Origin of the sequence: Pseudomonas borbori, assembly GCF_900115555.1 — a bacterium.
Classification (GTDB): Bacteria; Pseudomonadota; Gammaproteobacteria; order Pseudomonadales; family Pseudomonadaceae; genus Aquipseudomonas; species Aquipseudomonas borbori.
The window spans coordinates 34,801-52,385 of record NZ_FOWX01000010.1; the positions used below are offsets into that span (position 1 = coordinate 34,801).

Annotated in this window: 13 protein-coding genes; 5 read left to right on the forward strand and 8 right to left on the reverse strand. The window is 66.1% G+C overall.

Going from position 1 to position 17,585, the window contains the following annotated elements; all coding sequences use genetic code 11:
• Positions 1-126 precede the first annotated feature (126 nt).
• Positions 127-2,715 carry a bifunctional diguanylate cyclase/phosphodiesterase gene (locus BM315_RS09405; protein ID WP_244527284.1) on the forward strand — a complete coding sequence of 863 codons (2,589 nt, stop codon included), beginning with the start codon at positions 127-129 and terminating at the stop codon, positions 2,713-2,715.
• A 306-nt stretch (positions 2,716-3,021) separates the two neighbouring features.
• Here BM315_RS09405 and plsB read toward each other — a convergent pair whose 3' ends face one another.
• Positions 3,022-5,505: a glycerol-3-phosphate 1-O-acyltransferase PlsB gene (gene plsB, locus BM315_RS09410; RefSeq protein ID WP_090500202.1), complete on the reverse strand. Its 2,484-nt coding sequence runs from the start codon at positions 5,503-5,505 to the stop codon at positions 3,022-3,024.
• Positions 5,506-5,953: 448 nt separating this feature from the next.
• Here plsB and BM315_RS09415 point away from each other — a divergent pair, with 448 nt between their 5' ends.
• From BM315_RS09415 to BM315_RS09425, 3 genes are read left to right on the forward strand one after another with little or no spacing between them, the layout of a single operon-like run.
• Complete coding sequence (locus tag BM315_RS09415; RefSeq protein WP_090500204.1) at positions 5,954-6,877, forward strand: ABC transporter ATP-binding protein; 924 nt, start codon at positions 5,954-5,956, stop codon at positions 6,875-6,877.
• A complete protein-coding gene (locus BM315_RS09420; RefSeq protein ID WP_090500206.1) occupies positions 6,874-7,608 on the forward strand; it encodes an ABC transporter permease subunit in 735 nt (244 codons plus the stop codon). Before BM315_RS09415 ends, BM315_RS09420 begins: the two co-directional genes overlap by 4 nt.
• Positions 7,609-7,616: 8 nt before the next feature.
• Positions 7,617-9,452 carry a GldG family protein gene (locus tag BM315_RS09425; RefSeq protein ID WP_090500209.1) on the forward strand — a complete coding sequence of 612 codons (1,836 nt, stop codon included), beginning with the start codon at positions 7,617-7,619 and terminating at the stop codon, positions 9,450-9,452.
• Positions 9,453-9,717: 265 nt separating this feature from the next.
• Here the strand turns inward: BM315_RS09425 and BM315_RS09430 are convergent, their stop codons facing one another.
• From BM315_RS09430 to BM315_RS09445, 4 genes are all read right to left on the reverse strand, one after another.
• Entirely contained in the window at positions 9,718-10,089 is a 372-nt protein-coding gene (locus BM315_RS09430) for a hypothetical protein (protein ID WP_090500210.1), read from the reverse strand.
• 155 nt (positions 10,090-10,244) lie between these two features.
• The gene (locus tag BM315_RS09435; RefSeq protein WP_090500212.1) at positions 10,245-11,054 is read right to left on the reverse strand and encodes a putative RNA methyltransferase; all 810 of its coding nucleotides are present in this window, start codon (positions 11,052-11,054) and stop codon (positions 10,245-10,247) included.
• Positions 11,054-12,208 carry a succinyl-diaminopimelate desuccinylase gene (gene dapE, locus BM315_RS09440; protein WP_090500214.1) on the reverse strand — a complete coding sequence of 385 codons (1,155 nt, stop codon included), beginning with the start codon at positions 12,206-12,208 and terminating at the stop codon, positions 11,054-11,056. The genes BM315_RS09435 and dapE overlap by 1 nt, the downstream gene beginning before the upstream one ends.
• Before the next feature lie 368 nt (positions 12,209-12,576).
• Positions 12,577-13,728 (reverse strand): iron-containing alcohol dehydrogenase, encoded by a 1,152-nt coding sequence (locus tag BM315_RS09445; protein WP_090500216.1) that lies wholly within the window; start codon positions 13,726-13,728, stop codon positions 12,577-12,579.
• A gap of 129 nt (positions 13,729-13,857) precedes the next feature.
• On the opposite strand from BM315_RS09445, the gene tcdA reads away from it, so the two are divergent.
• A complete protein-coding gene (gene tcdA / locus BM315_RS09450; RefSeq protein ID WP_090500217.1) occupies positions 13,858-14,661 on the forward strand; it encodes a tRNA cyclic N6-threonylcarbamoyladenosine(37) synthase TcdA in 804 nt (267 codons plus the stop codon).
• Between the two features lie 142 nt (positions 14,662-14,803).
• Here tcdA and BM315_RS09455 read toward each other — a convergent pair whose 3' ends face one another.
• The 3 genes from BM315_RS09455 to dapD form a co-directional block, all read right to left on the reverse strand.
• Positions 14,804-15,223 carry a SufE family protein gene (locus BM315_RS09455; protein WP_090500219.1) on the reverse strand — a complete coding sequence of 140 codons (420 nt, stop codon included), beginning with the start codon at positions 15,221-15,223 and terminating at the stop codon, positions 14,804-14,806.
• Entirely contained in the window at positions 15,220-16,425 is a 1,206-nt protein-coding gene (locus BM315_RS09460) for an aminotransferase class V-fold PLP-dependent enzyme (RefSeq protein ID WP_090500444.1), read from the reverse strand. The genes BM315_RS09455 and BM315_RS09460 overlap by 4 nt, the downstream gene beginning before the upstream one ends.
• Positions 16,426-16,537: 112 nt before the next feature.
• Entirely contained in the window at positions 16,538-17,572 is a 1,035-nt protein-coding gene (gene dapD / locus BM315_RS09465) for a 2,3,4,5-tetrahydropyridine-2,6-dicarboxylate N-succinyltransferase (RefSeq protein WP_090500221.1), read from the reverse strand.
• Between the last annotated feature and the right edge of the window lie 13 nt (positions 17,573-17,585).

The following is a 17,585-nucleotide window of genomic DNA, read 5'->3' on the forward strand; positions in this document are numbered from 1 at the left end:
CGCAGTGGCATGAGTGCGCCTGTGTTAACGGGAGGTAGCGCGGTGATGGCATAATGCCTGCGCTTTTGCATTTTCCCGGGCGTGTATCTGCTTTAGCGCCGCCTCACCAGCCGATCGAGGGTTTTCATGTCGCCAGCAGCAGAGTTGTCCCGTCAAGCGGCCATGGGTCCGTCCAACTCGAGGGCCACACGCGGAGCGTTGCTGCTGATCTCAGTCTTGCTGTTGCTGCTGTTCGTCGTGGCCAGTGTGACGCTGGTGCAGATTGCTCTGCGGCAGAACACGCGGGCGATCGAACGGAGCCTGTTCTATGTGGAAAAGGCCACCCAGGTCCGGCAGAAGTCGATTCTGGCGACCATCGCCGACTACGCCTTCTGGGGCGAGGCCTACCGCAATCTGCATGCCGCGGTCGATCTCGAGTGGGCCTATACGCGGCAGAACCTGGGCCCCAGCCTGTTCGAGGATTTCGGCTTCGAGGGCGTGTTCGTCGTCGCCGCCGATGGCTCCACCGCCTATGCGGTGGTCGACGGCCAGCGCGTGGCCACCCCCGTGCGGCAATGGTTCGGTCAGGATATGGCGGCCCTGCTCGCGCAGGCGCGCGAGCAGGCCGGGGATGAAGAGCCGTTGGTGGGCTATGTGCAGATAGCCGGCCAGCCGGCGCTGGTTGCGGCCGCGGGCTTTACCCCCGGAGACGATCCACAGATAGCCGAAGTGCCGGGGCCGACATCGGTCTTGCTCTTCGTCGATCTGCTCGGGCCGGACAAGCTGCAGGCGCTGGGGGAGGATTTCGGTATCGACCGGCTGCAGGTGGCCAGCTCCACCGCCGATGTGTCAGGCGCGTCCTCGTTGCGCCTGGCCACCCTCAATGGCGAGCCGCTGCTGTTGCGCTGGCAGCCGGCCCGGCCTGGCGATCAGTTGCTGTACCTGATTCTGCCGCTGCTGGCCTTGGCCGGGAGCATTGTGGCGCTGGTCACCTGGTTGACCCTGCGCCGGGCCATGGCCGCCGCGCGTGAGATGGATGCCGGCTATGCCTCCCTGTATGCCAGCCAGCGGGCCCTGGCGACTAGCGAGGCGCGCTTTCGCGACGTGGCCGAAGCCGCCTCGGACTGGATCTGGGAGGTCGATGGCGAACTGCGTCTGACCTACCTTTCCGCGCGCTTTCAGGCGGTGACCGGGCATGCCGAGAGTGACTGGCTGGGGCATCCGATCGATGAGTTCATCGAGTGTCCCGGTGGCCTGTCCACCTGGCTGAGCAAGTGCAAGAGCAGGGCCGCCAATGGCACCCGGCAATGCCATTACCGGGCCCGGGATGGTCGTCTGCGCACCTGCCGACTCGCCATGCGCGCCATTGCGGATGCGCAGCCTGCCGGTGGTTATCGCGGTACCGTCAGCGACATCAGCGAAGAGGTCGAGGCGCGGGCGCGCATCGAACACCTGTCGCTGCACGATGCGCTGACCGGCTTGCCGAACCGCAGCCGCATGCAGGAGTTCCTCGAGGGTAAGCTCAAGGCCAGGCCGACCGCGGACAAGCCGCTGGTCATGCTCAGTCTCGACCTCGACCGCTTCAAGCAGGTCAACGATTCTTCCGGCCATGAGGTCGGCGATCAGGTCCTCAGCGAGGTTTCCCGGCGCCTGCGCCTGTGCCTGCGTGAGGGCGATCTGGTCGCCCGCATGGGCGGGGACGAGTTCATTCTGATCGTCAGCGACATATCCTCCCAGGAGGAGGTTGAGCACCTGTGCGAGCGCTTGATCGCCAGCATCGAACAGCCATTCGAGATCGACAGCCACAACATTTTCATCGGCACCAGCATTGGCGTGGCCATGGCGCCCGCCGATGCCGCCTTGGCGGAAGAGTTGCTCCGTTATGCCGATATCGCCCTGTACGAAGCCAAGGGGGCCGGGCGCAATACCTGGCGCTTCTATGCCAGCGATATGAACCAGCGGGTCGTCGAACAGCGCCAGTTGGAGAGTGATTTGCGCCAGGCCTTGCAAAACGACGAGCTGCGTCTGCTCCTGCAGCCCCGTTACAGCGTCAGCAGCAAGCGCATGGTCGCGGCCGAGGCGCTGGTGCGCTGGCAGCACCCGCAACGCGGGCTGCTGAGCCCGGATACCTTTATTCCCATCGCCGAGACCACCGGCTTGATCGTGCCCCTGAGTTCCTGGGTGTTGCAGGCCGCCTGCACGGCAGCCATGAGCTGGGACGAGGATCTGATCGTCTCGGTGAATCTCTCGTCGGTGGAGTTCCAGCGCGGGCACCTGGTCGCACGGGTCCAGAGTGTCCTCGACGCAACCGGCCTGCCGCCGTCGAGACTGGAACTGGAACTCACCGAGAGCGTCCTGCTCGAGGATGCCGAGGGCGCGCTGGTGATCATGCAGGCGCTCAAGGATCTGGGCGTCAGGCTGTCCATGGATGACTTCGGCACCGGCTATTCCTCCCTTGGCTATCTGCGCACCTTCCCATTCGATGGGCTGAAGATCGATCGCAGTTTCGTCTCCGACCTGGACGGTTGCGAGAACAGCCAGGCAATCATCCAGGCGATCATCGGCCTCGGCCGGGCGCTCTGCCTGACCGTGACGGCCGAGGGCGTGGAGACTCAAGGGCAACTCGACATTCTGCAGCGCTACGGCTGTGAGGAAGCCCAGGGCTACTTCCTCGATCGGCCGCTGCAGCCGGCGCTGTTACGCAGAGCGCTGGAGCGTCTGGCGCAGGGTGCATGAGGTGGGCTGTCACGCAGCAAACTGGAGGCAATCGCGTCTGTCGGCTTGTAGGTACCTGTAGGAGCGGGCCATGCCCGCGATGCGTTTCGCGGGCATGGCCCGCTCCTACAGGTCTTTGTGCAGATTAAATTTATATATAAAACAATGAGTTATTTTCTGTTTGATGAGAGCCTGTCCGAGAATGGTCATCAACTACAAAACTTCATATCCCCGGACAGTCTTCTGGCTCGGGTCGCGCTGGGGCTGACCCGGGCTAGCGAAGCGCGCCAACATGCGGGAGGCGGGCCTTCTCATGAGGCGCGGGGGCTAAACCGGCTCCGCCAGATCCTCGCTTCTGTCCATCGCCACCTGGCGGATCGACAGGCGGATCTCCGCCGGCAGCACCCGCTTGGCGGCGCCTTCGGCGAGTTCGCCGAGCAGCGGGTGGTGGCTGAGCTTGCCGGCTTCATCCTGGCGCAGCACGCCCTGGCTCTGCAGGGTCTGGATGAAGTGGCGAAACAGGCTCTTGTCGAAGAACTCCGGGGCGTTGAGGCCGTGGAGGATCGACAGGCGCTGGGCCATCACGCTGCACAGGTCTTCCAGTTCCTCGGCGCTGATCGCCTGCTGGCCGGCGTCGAGCAGCAGGGCGGTGGCCATGTAGAAGCGCTGCAGGGTCTGGGCGATGGTGCGCGAGAGCAGGGTCAGCAGGACGAACTGCCGCGAACTGGGCAGTGGGCGCACGTAAACCTCGGCCTCGAAGCCGAGCAGGCCCTGTTCGATGAAGGCCGCCAGCCACTGGTCGACCAGCGCATCCAGCTGCTCCAGATCCCAGCGCAGGAACAGCTCGGCCTGCAGGTAGGGGTAGAGCGCGCGGGTGTAGCGCAGGATCTGTGCGCGGCTGATTCGCGCGCTGCTCTGGAAGAAGCTGGTCAGCAGCGCGGGCAGGGCGAAGATGTGCAGCACATTGTTGCGGTAGTAGGTCATCAGCACCGCGTTGTGCTCGTCCAGATAGAGGATCTTGCCCAACGCATCACGCTGTTCGGCGAGCAGATCCATGCCCTGCACGTATTCGATCAGCGCCTGGCCGTCGCCTTCCGGCAGGCTGGTGTGCGGCGAGTAGGGCACGCGGCGCAGCAGCGCCAGGTAGAGGTCGAGCAGCCGGGCCAGGGCGTGCTCGTCGAGGGCCAGCTTGCTGGTGGAAAGCAGCGCCAGGGCCACCAGGTTGACCGGGTTGATCGCCGCCGCCTCGTTGAGGTGTTGCGCCACGCGCTGGCCGAGCCTGTGGCTGGTCTGGTTCAGCCAATCGGGACGGAACTGGCCGTGGTAGTCCTGGCGGCGCCAGTCGGGTTGTTCCCGGTCGAGGAATTCGGCCAGCTTGATCGGCTCGCCGAAGTTGACCCAGACCTGGCCGAAGCGCTGCTTGAGCGCGCCTATGACCCTGAACAGGTCGAAGATCGACTCCTTCTTCTTGCCTGCCCCGCGCAGTTCGCCCAGGTAGGTGCGGCCTTCCAGCACCCGTTCGTAGCCGATATACACCGGCACGAACACCACCGGCAGGCGATGGCTGCGCAGGAAGCTGTGCAGGGTGATGGCCAGCATGCCGGTCTTCGGCTGGAGCATGCGCCCGGTGCGCGAACGTCCGCCCTCGACGAAGTACTCGACCGGGAAGCCCTTGCTGAACAGGATATGCAGGTATTCGTTGAACACCGCGCTGTACAGCGGGTTGCCCTTGAAGGTGCGGCGCATGAAGAAGGCGCCGCCGCGGCGCAGCAGGGCGCCGATGATCGGCATGTTGAGGTTGATCCCGGCGGCGATATGCGGTGGGGTCAGGCCGTTCTTGAACAGCAGGTAGGACAGCAGCAGGTAGTCGATATGGCTGCGGTGGCAGGGCACGTAGATCACCTCGTGGCCCTGGGCGACTTCCTGCACGCCCTCGATATGGTTGACCCGGATGCCGTCGTAGATCTTGTTCCAGAACCAGCTGAGCAGCAGTTCGAGGAAGCGGATCGCCGTGTAGGTGTAGTCCGAGGCGATCTCGTTGCCGTAGCGCAGAGCCATGGCTTCGGCTTTGTGCAGGGTGATCTGTTCGCGCTCGGCGTGCTCGATGATCGCCTGGCGCACCTGCGGGCCGTGCACCAGACCCTTGACCAGGTTACGCCGGTGCGACACGTCAGGGCCGATGACCGCGGCCTTCTGCTGGCGAAAGTGCACCCGCAGGATGCGCTGGACCATGCGCAGGGTGCGTTCGTGACCCTTGTCCTGCGCGACCAGTTCACGCAGCTGGATCGGCGTGGAGAACTGCACGCGGGTCTTGCGCCCCAGGATCAGGATGCTGGCCAGGCGGCGCAGGCGCCCGGTGACCGCCCAGCTGTCGGCGAACAGCAGCTTCCAGGCGCTGGTCTCGCGGTCCGGCGACTGGCCCCAGAACACGCTGACCGGAACGATCTGCGCATCGTCCACGGCGTGCTGGGCGAGGGCGCCGACCAGGCGTTGCAGGGTCGGCGAGATGCCGCGCCTGTCCTGGCGGCCGAGCCAGTCCGGCTCCGGGGTCAGGTAGAAGAACGCCGCCGGCTCCAGCACCTCGCCCAGCGCTACCGGCAGCACCGGGCGCGGCAGGCCGGCCTTGCGGCACTCCGTATCGACCACCGCCAGGTCGCTCAGTGACGGCAGTTGCAGCACGTAGAACAGCGGCTTGCTGCGGTCGAGCTTGAGGCTGAAGGCCGACTGGTTGATGGTTTCCGAACGCACCCAGAGGTACAGCAGGCGGCGCAGGCTGCCGAACAGGAGGCGGCGAAACGGGGAGCGGGTCATACGGAGTCTGCTGGCTGTGCAAACGAGCGATTGCTCGGGGCGCCTAGTGTGCCGGATCGCTGGCGAGCCGGCAAAAGCTTGTCATGCGCCGATTGGACGAAGCGCCAGGGCAGGGGCATTTCGTAGGGTGCGGGCCGCGTAGGATGAGCGTAGCGATACCCATCAGCGGTTTATCCCTGTACCTGCTATCGATGATGGGTTACGCCGCGCCTGAAATGCGATCCTGCCAGGCATCGCCTGGGCGGCTAACCCATCCTACGGGGCAGGGAGATTTCGTTGGATGTGCGGCTGCCTAACCCAGCCTGCGGGCTACGCGGGGGGCCATGACTCCGGGGTTCTTGGCTTGCACTGGTGGCGCCGGACTCCTTATAGTCCTGCCGGCATTGAAAGCCCGTTTCGCCGCTCTACGGGCCGCGAGCAGGATCTGTTACCGCACGGGTGAGGGACCATGATCGAGATAAACAACTTAACCAAGCGTTTCGCACAGCACACAGTGGTGGACGACCTGTCCTTTCGCGTCGAGCGCGGGGAAGTGTTGGGCTTCCTCGGCCCGAACGGTGCCGGCAAGTCCACCACCATGAAGATGCTCACCGGCTTTCTCGCGCCGACGTCCGGCACGGCGAGCGTGCTCGGCTTCGATATCCAGAAAGCCACGCTCAAGGCCCAGCGGCAGATCGGCTACCTGCCGGAAGGCGCGCCCTGTTACGGCGACATGACGGTGCGCGGTTTCCTCGAGTTCATCGCCGAGGTGCGCGGTTTCAGGGGCGCCGAGAAACGTCAGCGGGTCGCCGGGGCGGTGGCCCAGGTCGAACTGGAGCAGGTGCTGGAGCAGTCGATCGAGACCCTGTCCAAGGGCTTCAAGCGCCGGGTCGGGCTGGCCCAGGCCATCGTGCATGACCCCAAGGTGCTGATCCTCGACGAGCCCACCGATGGCCTCGACCCGAACCAGAAGCACCAGGTGCGCAAGCTGATCCAGAGCCTGGCCTACGACAAGATCGTGATCATCTCCACCCATATTCTCGAAGAAGTCAGCGCGGTCTGCACCCGTGCGGTGGTGATCGCCCACGGCAAGCTGCTCGCCGATGGCACGCCGCTGGAGCTGGAGAGCCGCTCGCGCTATCACCAGGCCGTCACCCTGGTGGCCGAAGGGCCGTTGGATAGGCTGGCGCTGGCGGCCTTGCCGGGCGTCAGCGGGGTGGAAGAGAACGAGCGCGAGCACAGCCTGAGCGTGCTGGCCAAGCCGGGCCAGGTGATCTTCCCGCAGGTCAATGCGCTGATCGCTCAGCGCGGCTGGCGGGTCAAGGAGTTGAATGTCGAGCGCGGTCGGCTGGACGAAGTGTTCCGCAGCCTGACCCGTGGGGAGATGGTATGAGGCAATTGCCGGTATTGTTCAAACGCGAGCTGGCGAGCTACTTCAGCACGCCGCTGGCCTATGTGTTCATCGTGATCTTCCTGGTCCTGTCCGGGGTGTTCACCTTCTACCTGGGCGGTTTCTTCGAGAGCGGCCAGGCCAACCTGGCGCCGTTCTTCGGCTTCCACCCCTGGCTGTACCTGTTCCTGGTGCCGGCCATCGCCATGCGCCTGTGGGCCGAGGAGCGCAAATCCGGCACCATCGAGCTGCTGATGACCCTGCCGATCACCCGTTTCGAGGCGGTCACCGGCAAGTTCCTCGCCGCCTGGGCCTTCGCCGGCCTGGCGCTGCTGCTGACCTTTCCGATGATCATCACCGTCAACTACCTGGGCGAGCCGGATAACGGCGCCATCGTCACCGGCTACATCGGCAGTTGGCTGCTGGCCGGCGCCTACCTGGCCATCGGCTCGTGCATGTCGGCGCTGGCGAAGAACCAGGTGATCGCCTTCATCCTCGCGGTCAGCGTGTGCTTCCTGTTCATCGTCAGCGGCTTTCCCATGGTGCTCGACGGCTTCAGCGGCTGGGCGCCGCAATGGTTGATCGACGCGGTGGCCTCCTTGAGTTTCCTGACCCGTTTCGATGCCATCAGCAAGGGCGTGATCGACCTGCGTGATCTGCTCTATTTCCTCACCCTGATCGCCGCCTGGTTGGCTGCGACTGCGGTGGTCATCGACCTTAAGAAAGCCGACTGAGGGTGCCCATGAAAAAGCTGATGGTTTCCGGCGTCGGGCTCGTTCTCATCGCCCTGGCGTTTCTCGCCTTCAACCTGTTTTCCAGTCTGAGCCTGACCGGCGCACGCCTGGACCTGACCGAGCAGAAGCTCTACACCATCTCCGCCGGCACCCGGCAGATTCTTGCCGAGCTGGAGCAGCCGGTGGAGCTGAATTTCTTCTACTCCGACAGCGCCACCAAGGATCTGCCGGCACTGCGCACCTACGCCAAGCGTGTGGAGGAGATGCTCAAGGCCTACCAGCGCGAAGCGGGCGGCAAGCTCAAGCTGAACGTCATCGACCCGGCGCCGTTCTCCGAGGATGAGGACAAGGCCGCCGAGTTCGGCCTGCAGGCCATTCCCCTGCAGCAGGGTGGCGATTCGCTGTACTTCGGCCTGGCCGGCAAGAATGCCGAGGGTGCTACCCAGGTGATTCCGTTCTTCGCCCTGGATCAGGAAGAGTTCCTCGAATACGAACTCAGCCGTCTGCTGCTGAGCCTGGCCAAGCCCGAGCGGCCGGTGGTCGGCGTGCTGTCCGGGCTGCAGATCGGCGGCGGCTTCGACATGCAGGCACGCCAGCCGACGCCGCCGTGGATGGTGATGGAGGAAATCCGCCAGCTGTTCCAGATCGAGAGCCTGAAGAGCGATATCGATCTGATCCCCGAGCATGTCTCGGTGCTGCTGCTGGTGCACCCCAAGCAGTTGCCGGAGCAGACCCTGTACGCCATCGACCAGTTCGTCCTGCGCGGCGGCAAGCTGCTGGCCTTCGTCGACCCGTTCAGCGAAGCCGACACCCAGGCCGAGCTGCCGGGCGAGATGGTCATCGACAAGGCCTCCGATCTGGCCCCGCTGTTCAAGGCCTGGGGCCTGCGCCTGGTGCCGGATCAGGTGCTCGGCGATGGCGCCTACGCCATGTCCGTGAGCATGGGCCAGGATCGCCGGGCGGTGCGGCATGCTGCCTGGTTGAGTCTGCCGAAGAGCGCCCTGGACCAGGACGACATCAGCACCGCCGCGCTGGAGAACCTGACCGTGGCCTCGGCCGGCATGCTCGAGCCGCTGGAAGGGGCGAAGACCCGGTTCATGCCGCTGATCCAGAGTTCGCAGTACGCCATGCCCTTCGACGTGAAGCGCTTCGCCATGCTGCAGAACCCGGAGGAGCTGATCCGCGAGCTGCAGCCGACCGGCGAGCGTTATGCCATAGCCGCACGCATCAGTGGTCCGGCGCAGTCGGCCTACCCGGACGGCATCGAAGGGCGCAAGGACGGGCTGAAGCAGGCGGACAACATCAACCTCATCGTCGTCGCCGACACCGACCTGCTCACCGACCGCATGTGGGTGCAGGTACAGGACTTCTTCGGCCAGCGCATTCCGCAGCCCTGGGCGGACAACGCCGGCTTCGCGATCAACGCCCTGGACAACCTGGCCGGCTCCGAGGCGCTGATCAGCGTGCGTTCGCGCGGGCGCTTCACCCGTCCGTTCGAGGTGGTCGAGTCGATCCAGCGTGAGGCCGAGGTGCGCTTTCGCGAGAAGGAACAGGTTCTGCAGGCACGCCTGGCGGAGACCGAGCAGCAGCTCGCCGCCCTGCAGCGCAGCGACGACCCGAGCAAGGCACTGGAGCTGACCCCGGAGCAGCAGGCCACGCTGCAACAGTTCCTCCAGGAGAAGCTGAAAATCCGCAAGGAACTGCGCGAGGTGCGCTACCAGCTGAACGCCGATATCGAGGCGCTGGGACGTACCCTGAAGTTCGTCAATATCGCCCTGGTGCCGCTGTTGCTGACCCTCGGCGTGCTGGCGTTGTGGCTATGGCGGCGGCGCAAGCACGGTTGATTGGACGAGCACCTTGCTCTTATCAAGCAATCCGTATGTCATTGATTTTATGGGTTATTAGGTTTTTGTAGGAGCGGCGGGGACGCCTAGTTCCATGGCCGCGATGGGTTTCGCGGGCATGGCCCGCTCCTACAGGTACCTACAGGCCGATAGATACGATTGCCTCCAGTTTGCTGCACGACAGCGCGGCGTCGAAGACGGGGTAGCCGCGCCTACAGGCTTCTGGGTCAGTGCCATATATGCCGGCGCTTGATGCCCGAATGCCTCAGCCGGTGCGCCAGGTGATTTCCTCGACGCCGTCGGCGCTGATGCGCATCCAGCGGTCGGCCTGTTCGTCGTTTTCCTCTTCCTGCCAGCCGCCCGGGGCGCAGCGTACTTCGACGCCGAGTGCGGCAAAGGCGGCCTGGGCGCAGCTCAGGTCGTCGTCCCAGGGGGTGGCGGCGCTTTCCAGGTAGAGGCTGTGCCATTTGCCGACGGCTTTCGGCAGCCAGGTCACCGGCACCGCGCCGGCCAGGCACTTGAAGGTCTGGCCTTTCTGCTGCCAGGGCGTGCAAGGGCCGAGCGCCTCGCTCAACCAGGCGGCGATGGCGTGGTGGTCGGCATCTTTCAGGTAAATCTCGATATCCGGTTGGCGCATGGTCGTCCTCTGTTTTCGGGGCTTGAGAGGCCGTTTGAAAAACGTAGCGAGCGAAGGCTAGGCAAGGCGGGATCAGGCGAAAAAGCGGAGTGTACGGCTGTACATGAGCATTTTGCGCCTGATCCTAACGCGGCATAGTCGAGCGCAGTAGTTTTTCAATGGCCTGTGCGTTCGATCCAATCGTAGCGTATGGCAACCGTCACCTCTAAGGGCTCGGCGATCACCGCCGCGCGCCGTTCGGCGCTGGCGCGCCAGCCGTGGGGCGTCATCGCCAGCAGGTCGGCGCGGGCCTCGCTGCTGGTCAGCTGCAGCGTGAAACTCAGGGTTTCGCTGTGGGCCAGGCGCATGCCTTCGGGGATCAGTTCGAGGTGCTTCTGCTCGTCGTAGTCGCGTACTTCGTCGTACAGCTTCTGCCGCAGTTGCATCAGGTGTTCGCGGCTCGGGCCCATGCGCAGCAGGCCGCCGCCGGGGGCGAGCAGGCGTTTGGCTTCCTGCCAGTCGAGCGGGCTGAAGACGCTGGCGAGCAGTTGGCAACTGGCGTCGGCCAGCGGCACCCGGGCCATGCTCGCCACCAGCCAGGTCAGCTGCGGCGCACGCTTGCAGCCGCGCTTGATCGCCTCGCGGGAGATATCCAGGGCATAGCCGTCGGCAGCGGGCAGGGCGTCGGCGATTTGGCCGGTGTAATAACCCTCGCCGCAGCCGATATCCAGCCAGCGCGCGGGCGCGTAACCCGCGGCCAGTTCGGCCAGGCGCCTGGCCAGCGGCGCGTAGTGGCCGCCGTCGAGGAAGCGCCGACGCGCCTCGACCATGGCGGCGTTGTCGCCCGGATCGCGGCTGTTCTTGTGCTGCACCGGCAGCAGGTTCAGGTAGCCCTGGCGCGCGCGGTCGAAACGATGCCCGGCCGGGCAGACCACGCCGTTGTCGACGGCGCTCAAGGCGCCCTGGCAGAGGGGACAGGTGAGCATCAGGCGAGCAGCTTGACGAGGGTCTGGTAGTAGATCTCGGTCAGCACGTCCAGATCGCTGGCCAGCACCCGCTCGTTGATCTGGTGGATGGTGGCGTTGACCGGGCCGAGTTCGACCACCTGGGTGCCGAGGGTGGCGATGAAGCGCCCGTCGGAGGTGCCGCCGCTGGTCGAGGGCTGGGTGTCGCGGCCGGTGACGGTTTTGATGCTGGCGGCCACGGCATCGAGCAGGGCGCCCGGCTCGGTGAGGAACGGCAGGCCGGACAGGGCCCATTCCACGTGGTAGTCGAGGCCGTGCTTGTCGAGGATCGCGTTGACCCTGTGCTGCAGGCCTTCGACCGTGGATTCGGTGGAGAAGCGGAAGTTGAAGATCGCCCGCAATTCGCCGGGGATCACGTTGGTGGTGCCGGTGCCGGCATTCAGGTTGGAGACCTGGAAGCTGGTCGGCGGGAAGAAGGCGTTGCCGTCGTCCCAGTGTTCGGCGGCCAGCTCGGCCAGCGCCGGGGCGGCCAGGTGGATCGGGTTCTTCGCCAGCTGCGGGTAGGCCACGTGGCCCTGTATGCCGCGCACCGTCAGGGTGGCGCCGAGCGAGCCGCGGCGGCCGTTCTTGACCACGTCGCCGACCAGCGAGGTGCTCGACGGCTCGCCGACGATGCACCAGTCCAGGCGTTCGCCGCGCGCGGCCAGGCGCTCGACCACCGCCTTGGTGCCGTGTTGGGCCGGGCCCTCTTCGTCGCTGGTGATCAAAAAGGCGATGCGGCCTTTATGCTGCGGGTGGTCGGCGACGAAGCGCTCCACCGCGATGATCATCGACGCCAGGCTGCCCTTCATGTCGGCGGCGCCGCGGCCGCAGAGCATGCCCTGTTCATCGATCAGCGCATCGAACGGCTGGTGCTGCCAGGCCTGCAGCGGGCCGGTCGGGACCACGTCGGTGTGCCCGGCGAAGCACAGCACCGGACCCTCCTGCTGGCCGTGACTGGCCCAGAAGTTGTCCACTTCCTCGATGCGCATGGCTTCGATCCGGAAGCCGAGGGCTTGCAGGCGGCGCATCATCAGCTCCTGGCAGCCTTCGTCGACCGGGGTGACGGACGGGCGGCGAATCAGCTCGCAGGCGAGTTCCAGGGTGGGCGTCAGGGTCGGGGCGGGGGCAGTCATTGCGGCTCCAGAGCGGCGTCAAGCGGAAAGGCCGCCATCTTAACAGACCGTTGAAAAACTACTGCGCTCGACCGTTCTGCGTTTCAGCTGGTTGACCGGCAGAGCTGTTACTTCGTTGCGCCTCGCCTGGCCATTACTCGCTGCTTTGGTAAGCATTCTATTATCAATCTATAAATAACCCGTTGTTTTAGATGTTTAAATTAGATCTGCACAAAGACCTGTAGGAGCGGGGGGGACGCCTAGTTCCATGCCCGCGATGCGTTTCGCGGCCATGGGCCGCTCCTACAGGTACCCACAAACCGATAGACGCAATTGCCCCCCCCAGTTTGCTGCGCGACAGCGTGGCGTCGAAGGCGGAGTGGCCCTTCTTACAACGCGCGCAACAGGATGCGCTCGCTGGCCTCCAGGTCGATATCGCGGTGTTCGCCCAGGGCAACCAGCTGGTGGCGTTGCAGTTGCGCCAGCACCTGGGGGATCGCATCGGCGTCCAGGCCGTGTTCGGACAGGCGGGTCGGCACGCCCATGCGCTTGAAGAAGGCCTCGGTGGCGGCGATCGCCGCGTCGATGCGCCTGTCTTCGCTGCCTTCGCGCAGTTGCCAGACCCGTTCGGCGTATTGCAGCAGCTTGGCGCGCTTGGCCTCGCGGCGCTCGGCGAGCAGCGCCGGCAGGACCACGGCCAGGGTCCGCGCATGGTCGATGTGGTAGAGCGCGGTCAGCTCGTGGCCGATCAGGTGGCTCGCCCAGTCCTGGGGCACGCCACAGCCGATCAGGCCGTTGAGCGCCTGGGTGGCGCACCACATCAGGTTGGCCCTGACCCGGTAGTCCTCGGGGTTGCTCAGGGCTTTCGGCCCTTCCTCGATCAGGGTCTGCAGCAGGCCTTCGGCATAGCGGTCCTGCAGCGGTGCGTCGGCCGGGTAGGTCAGGTACTGCTCGATGGTGTGGACGAAGGCATCGACCACGCCGTTGCCGACCTGGCGCAGCGGCAGGCTGAAGGTGGTGCAGGGGTCGAGGATGGCGAAGCGCGGAAACAGCAGCGGGCTGGAGAACGGCAGCTTTTCCTGGCGCGCCACATGGGTGACCACGCCGTGCGGGTTGCTTTCCGAGCCGGTGGCGCCCAGGGTCAGCACGCAGCCCAGCGGCAGCGCGGCTTTGGCGCGAGCGCCGGTGAGCAGCTCGAGCGGCTCGCCGGCATGGCACAGCGCCGCGGCGATGAATTTGCTGCCGTCTATTACCGAGCCGCCGCCGATGGCCAGGATGAAATCGCAGTGGTCGCGCCTGGCCTGCTCCACGGCGCGCAGCAGGGTGTCGAACTGCGGATTGGCTTCGATGCCGGCGAAGCGGCTGATGGCGAAGCCCGCCAACGCCGCCTCGACCTGGGCCCAGACGCCGTTCTGGAAGATGCTGCCGCCACCGTGGGTGACCAGCACGCGGCTGCCGGCGGGGATTTCCTGGCCGAGCTTGGCGATCTGGCCTTCGCCGAAATGGATCTTGGTCGGGTTATGAAAACTGAAATTACGCATCGCAGGCTCCTGTCGCGCGGCTGGGCTGGCTGTACCCATTCGGTCTATGAGTCGAATCGCTGCTTGGGTGCGGCCGGCAGGCTTTCTATAATGCGCGCCTGCCCGCGTTCCGGGTGCTGAGGTGATGAGATGACGATCGACGAACAACGCTTTGCCGGGATTGCCCGCCTGTACGGTCGCGAGGGCGCCGAGCGCCTGGCCGCGGCGCATGTCGCGGTGGTCGGGATCGGCGGCGTCGGTTCCTGGGCGGCCGAGGCGCTGGCGCGCTCGGGGGTCGGCGAGATCTCGCTGTTCGATCTGGACGACGTCTGCGTGAGCAACACCAACCGGCAGATCCAGGCGCTGGACAGCACGGTCGGTCAGGCCAAGGTCGAGGTGATGGCGGCGCGCATCCGCGCGATCAATCCCGCCTGCGTGGTGCACGCGGTAGCCGACTTCGTCACCCGCGAGAGCATGGCCGAGTACATCACCGGGCAACTCGACGCGGTGATTGACTGTATCGACAGCGTCAACGCCAAGGCGGCGCTGATCTCCTGGTGCAAGCGGCGCAAGATCCAGGTGGTGACCACCGGCGGCGCCGGCGGGCAGATCGACCCGACGCAGATCCAGGTCGGCGACCTGAACAAGACCTGGAACGATCCGCTGGCCTCCAAGGTGCGCTCGACCCTGCGCCGCGACTACAATTTCTCGCGCACGCCGGGGCGCAACTACAGCGTGCCCTGCGTGTTTTCCACCGAGCAGCTGCGCTACCCGAAACCGGACGGCAGCGTGTGCCAGTACAAGGGCTTCGTCGGCGACGGGGTCAAGCTCGACTGCGCCGGCGGTTTCGGCGCGGCGATGATGGTCACCGCGAGCTTCGGCATGGTCGCCGTGGCCAAGACCGTGGAGAAACTGGTGGCCGGCGCGCGCAGGCCGGCCGAGCGAAGCCAATAAGAGTTGGCTGTGCATCGGCTCGGGTAGGGTGCGCCGTGCGCACCGCGGGCAGATGGTTGTTGATGCGCACACCATAGGGGCTTGATCCTTGCGCACCCAGTTTGCTGTGCGGCAGCCCGGCGTCGTAGACGAGTGGGATCTGCTACGGAACCTGAGCGTCGCCGGCCAGCTCGCGCATGCGCTGCAGCACGGCATTCAGGCCATTGCTGCGCGACGGCGAGAGCTGGCGCGCCAGGCCCAGTTGAGCGAACCAGTCGGCCAGGTCGATCTCGGCCAGTTGCGCACCGGTCAGACCGTTGACCCGCGCCAGCAGAACGGCGAGCAGGCCTCGGAGCAGGCGCGCATCGCTGGCAACGCGAAATTGCCAGTGGCCGTTCTGGAGTTCCCCAGCCAGCCAGACCTGGCTTTCGCAGCCGTGCACGCGGTTGGCCTCGCAGCGCTCCTCCTCGCGCAGCGCCGGCAGGCGTTCGCCCCACTGCATCAACAGGCGCGCGCGCTGTTCCCAGCCGGGGCACTGGCCGAAGGCGGCGAGCGCTTGTTCGGCGTCGACGGGCAGGCTCATCGCAACAGCTCCAGGGCCTGGTCCAGGGCGGCGAAGAAACGCTCGAGGTCCGCGCCGTCGTTGTACAGGCCCAGGGAGACGCGGATCGCGCCGGCCAGGCCGAGGCTTTTCAGCAGCGGCATGGCGCAGTGATGGCCGGCGCGCACGGCGATACCCTGTTCGGTGAGCAGGTGGGCGAGGTCGGCGTTGTGCACGTCCTCGATCACGAAACTGGCCAGCGCCACCCTGGGCGCACCGAGCAGGCGGATGCCGGCGCGCGCCCTGAGCCCCGCGAGTAGTTGGGCATGCAGGGCGGCTTCGTGGGCGGCCACGGCGGCGGCGTCCAGCGCGGCCAGGTAGTCCAGGCTGGCGCCCAGGGCGATTACCCCGGCGATCGGCGGCGTGCCGGCCTCGAAGCCCAGCGGCGCAGCGCGAAACTCGGCGCTCTGATAATCCGCCACCCGCACCATCTCTCCGCCGAACTGCCAGTGCCTGAGGCGCTGCAGTGCCGGTTTGCGCCCATAGAGCAGGCCGACGCCGTCGGGCCCATAGAGCTTGTGGCTGGAGCAGACATAGAAGTCGCAGCCCAGGGCCTCGACGTCATGTCGGCCATGCACCACGCCCTGGGCGCCATCGACCACGGTCAGCGCGCCGCGGGCCTTGCCCAGGGCCAGCAGTTCGGCCAGCGGCTGCCAGCAGCCGAGCACATTGGACAGCTGGCTGAGCGCCAGCACGCGGGTGCGCGGGCCGATCAGGCCGGCCGCCTGTTCGAGGTCGATCAGGCCGGCGGCGTCCAGCGGCAGAACGACCAGCTCGAGGTTGCGGCGCTGGGCCAGCTGTTGCCAGGGCAGCAGGTTGGCGTGGTGTTCCAGGGCGCTGATGACGATCTGCTCGCCGGCCTGCAACTCATGCTCCAGGCCATAGGCGAGCAGGTTGAAGGCCTCGGTGGCGCTGCGGGTAAACAGGATCTGCGCCGAGTCGGGCGCATTCAGCCAGCGCGCGGCCTGGTCGCGGCTGCTTTCGAAGGCGCGGGTCGCCCGCTCGCCCGGCAGATGCTGGGCACGATGGACATTGGCCGCACCGCCGGCGTAATAGCCGAGCAGGGCATCGAGCATGGCCTGCGGCTTTTGCGCGGTGGCGGCGCTGTCCAGGTAGGTCTGGCCTTCGCCGTCGAGGGCCAGGATGCCGGGGAAGTCAGCGCGCCAGGGGGAAATCAGGGACATGGGGTTCACCCGATGGTGCGGGGGCGTCCGTAGGGTGCGCGGGGCCGCCCAGGCCGTGCGCACCAGGTGCTGCGCGGCGTGCGAATGGTGCGCGCGGCGCACCCTACTCGGATCAATTATGGGCGTGCAGGGCTTCGTTCAGCTCGATCGCCGACTTGTGGGTCTTGCACTCCACCGCGCCGGTTTGCGAGTTGCGGCGGAACAGCAGGTCCGGTTGGCCGGCCAGTTCGCGCGCCTTGACCACCTTGACCAACTGGTTCTGGCCGTCGAGCAGCGCCACCTTGGTGCCGGCGGTGATGTACAGGCCGGACTCCACGGTGTTGCGGTCGCCCAGGGGGATGCCGATGCCGGCGTTGGCGCCGATCAGGCAGCCTTCGCCCACGGAAATCACCAGGTTGCCACCGCCGGACAGGGTGCCCATGGTCGAGCAGCCGCCGCCCAGGTCCGAGCCCTTGCCGACGAACACCCCGGCGGAGACGCGGCCTTCGATCATGCCCGGGCCTGCGGTGCCGGCATTGAAGTTGACGAAGCCTTCGTGCATCACCGTGGTGCCTTCACCGATGTAGGCGCCCAGGCGCACGCGCGCGGTGTCGGCGATGCGCACGCCGCTCGGCACCACGTAGTCGGTCATCTTGGGGAACTTGTCCACCGAGAAGACTTCCAGCAGTTCGCCTTTCAGGCGCGCTTCCAGTTGGCGTTCGCCCAGTTCGCCCAGGTCGATGGCGCCCTGGCTGGTCCAGGCTACGTTCGGCAGTAGCGGGAAGATCCCGCTCAGGTTCAGGCCGTGCGGTTTGACCAGGCGATGGGACAGCAGGTGCAGCTTGAGGTAGGCCTCGGGCGTGCTGCTCAGCGGCGCATCTTCGCCAAGGAAGGTGGCGACCAGCGGTTGGTGGCTTTCCGCCAGGCGGGTGAGCAGGGCTGCCTGGGCGGCGTCGATGCCTTTCAGCGCTTCGGCCAGCTCGCCAGCTTGCTGGGTGGTGAAGCCGATGGCCTGGTTGCCACCGCTGTAGCCGAGTTTTTCCGCGGCCTTGGCCACCAGCTCGCTGGCCGGGTTGAGCAGGGGCTGGGCGTAGAAGACTTCCAGCCAGTTGCTCTGACGGTTCTGGGTGCCGACACCGAAGGCCAGGCTGAACAGGGTCGTGGTCATGTTGCTTTCCTTA

Coding starts and splice junctions, on each gene's coding strand:
- BM315_RS09405 (WP_244527284.1), top strand. CDS start 127: ATGTCGCCAGCAGCAGAGTTGTCCCGTCAAGCGGCCATGGGTCCGTCC.
- plsB (WP_090500202.1), bottom strand. CDS start 5,505: ATGACCCGCTCCCCGTTTCGCCGCCTCCTGTTCGGCAGCCTGCGCCGC.
- BM315_RS09415 (WP_090500204.1), top strand. CDS start 5,954: ATGATCGAGATAAACAACTTAACCAAGCGTTTCGCACAGCACACAGTG.
- BM315_RS09420 (WP_090500206.1), top strand. CDS start 6,874: ATGAGGCAATTGCCGGTATTGTTCAAACGCGAGCTGGCGAGCTACTTC.
- BM315_RS09425 (WP_090500209.1), top strand. CDS start 7,617: ATGAAAAAGCTGATGGTTTCCGGCGTCGGGCTCGTTCTCATCGCCCTG.
- BM315_RS09430 (WP_090500210.1), bottom strand. CDS start 10,089: ATGCGCCAACCGGATATCGAGATTTACCTGAAAGATGCCGACCACCAC.
- BM315_RS09435 (WP_090500212.1), bottom strand. CDS start 11,054: ATGCTCACCTGTCCCCTCTGCCAGGGCGCCTTGAGCGCCGTCGACAAC.
- dapE (WP_090500214.1), bottom strand. CDS start 12,208: ATGACTGCCCCCGCCCCGACCCTGACGCCCACCCTGGAACTCGCCTGC.
- BM315_RS09445 (WP_090500216.1), bottom strand. CDS start 13,728: ATGCGTAATTTCAGTTTTCATAACCCGACCAAGATCCATTTCGGCGAA.
- tcdA (WP_090500217.1), top strand. CDS start 13,858: ATGACGATCGACGAACAACGCTTTGCCGGGATTGCCCGCCTGTACGGT.
- BM315_RS09455 (WP_090500219.1), bottom strand. CDS start 15,223: ATGAGCCTGCCCGTCGACGCCGAACAAGCGCTCGCCGCCTTCGGCCAG.
- BM315_RS09460 (WP_090500444.1), bottom strand. CDS start 16,425: ATGTCCCTGATTTCCCCCTGGCGCGCTGACTTCCCCGGCATCCTGGCC.
- dapD (WP_090500221.1), bottom strand. CDS start 17,572: ATGACCACGACCCTGTTCAGCCTGGCCTTCGGTGTCGGCACCCAGAAC.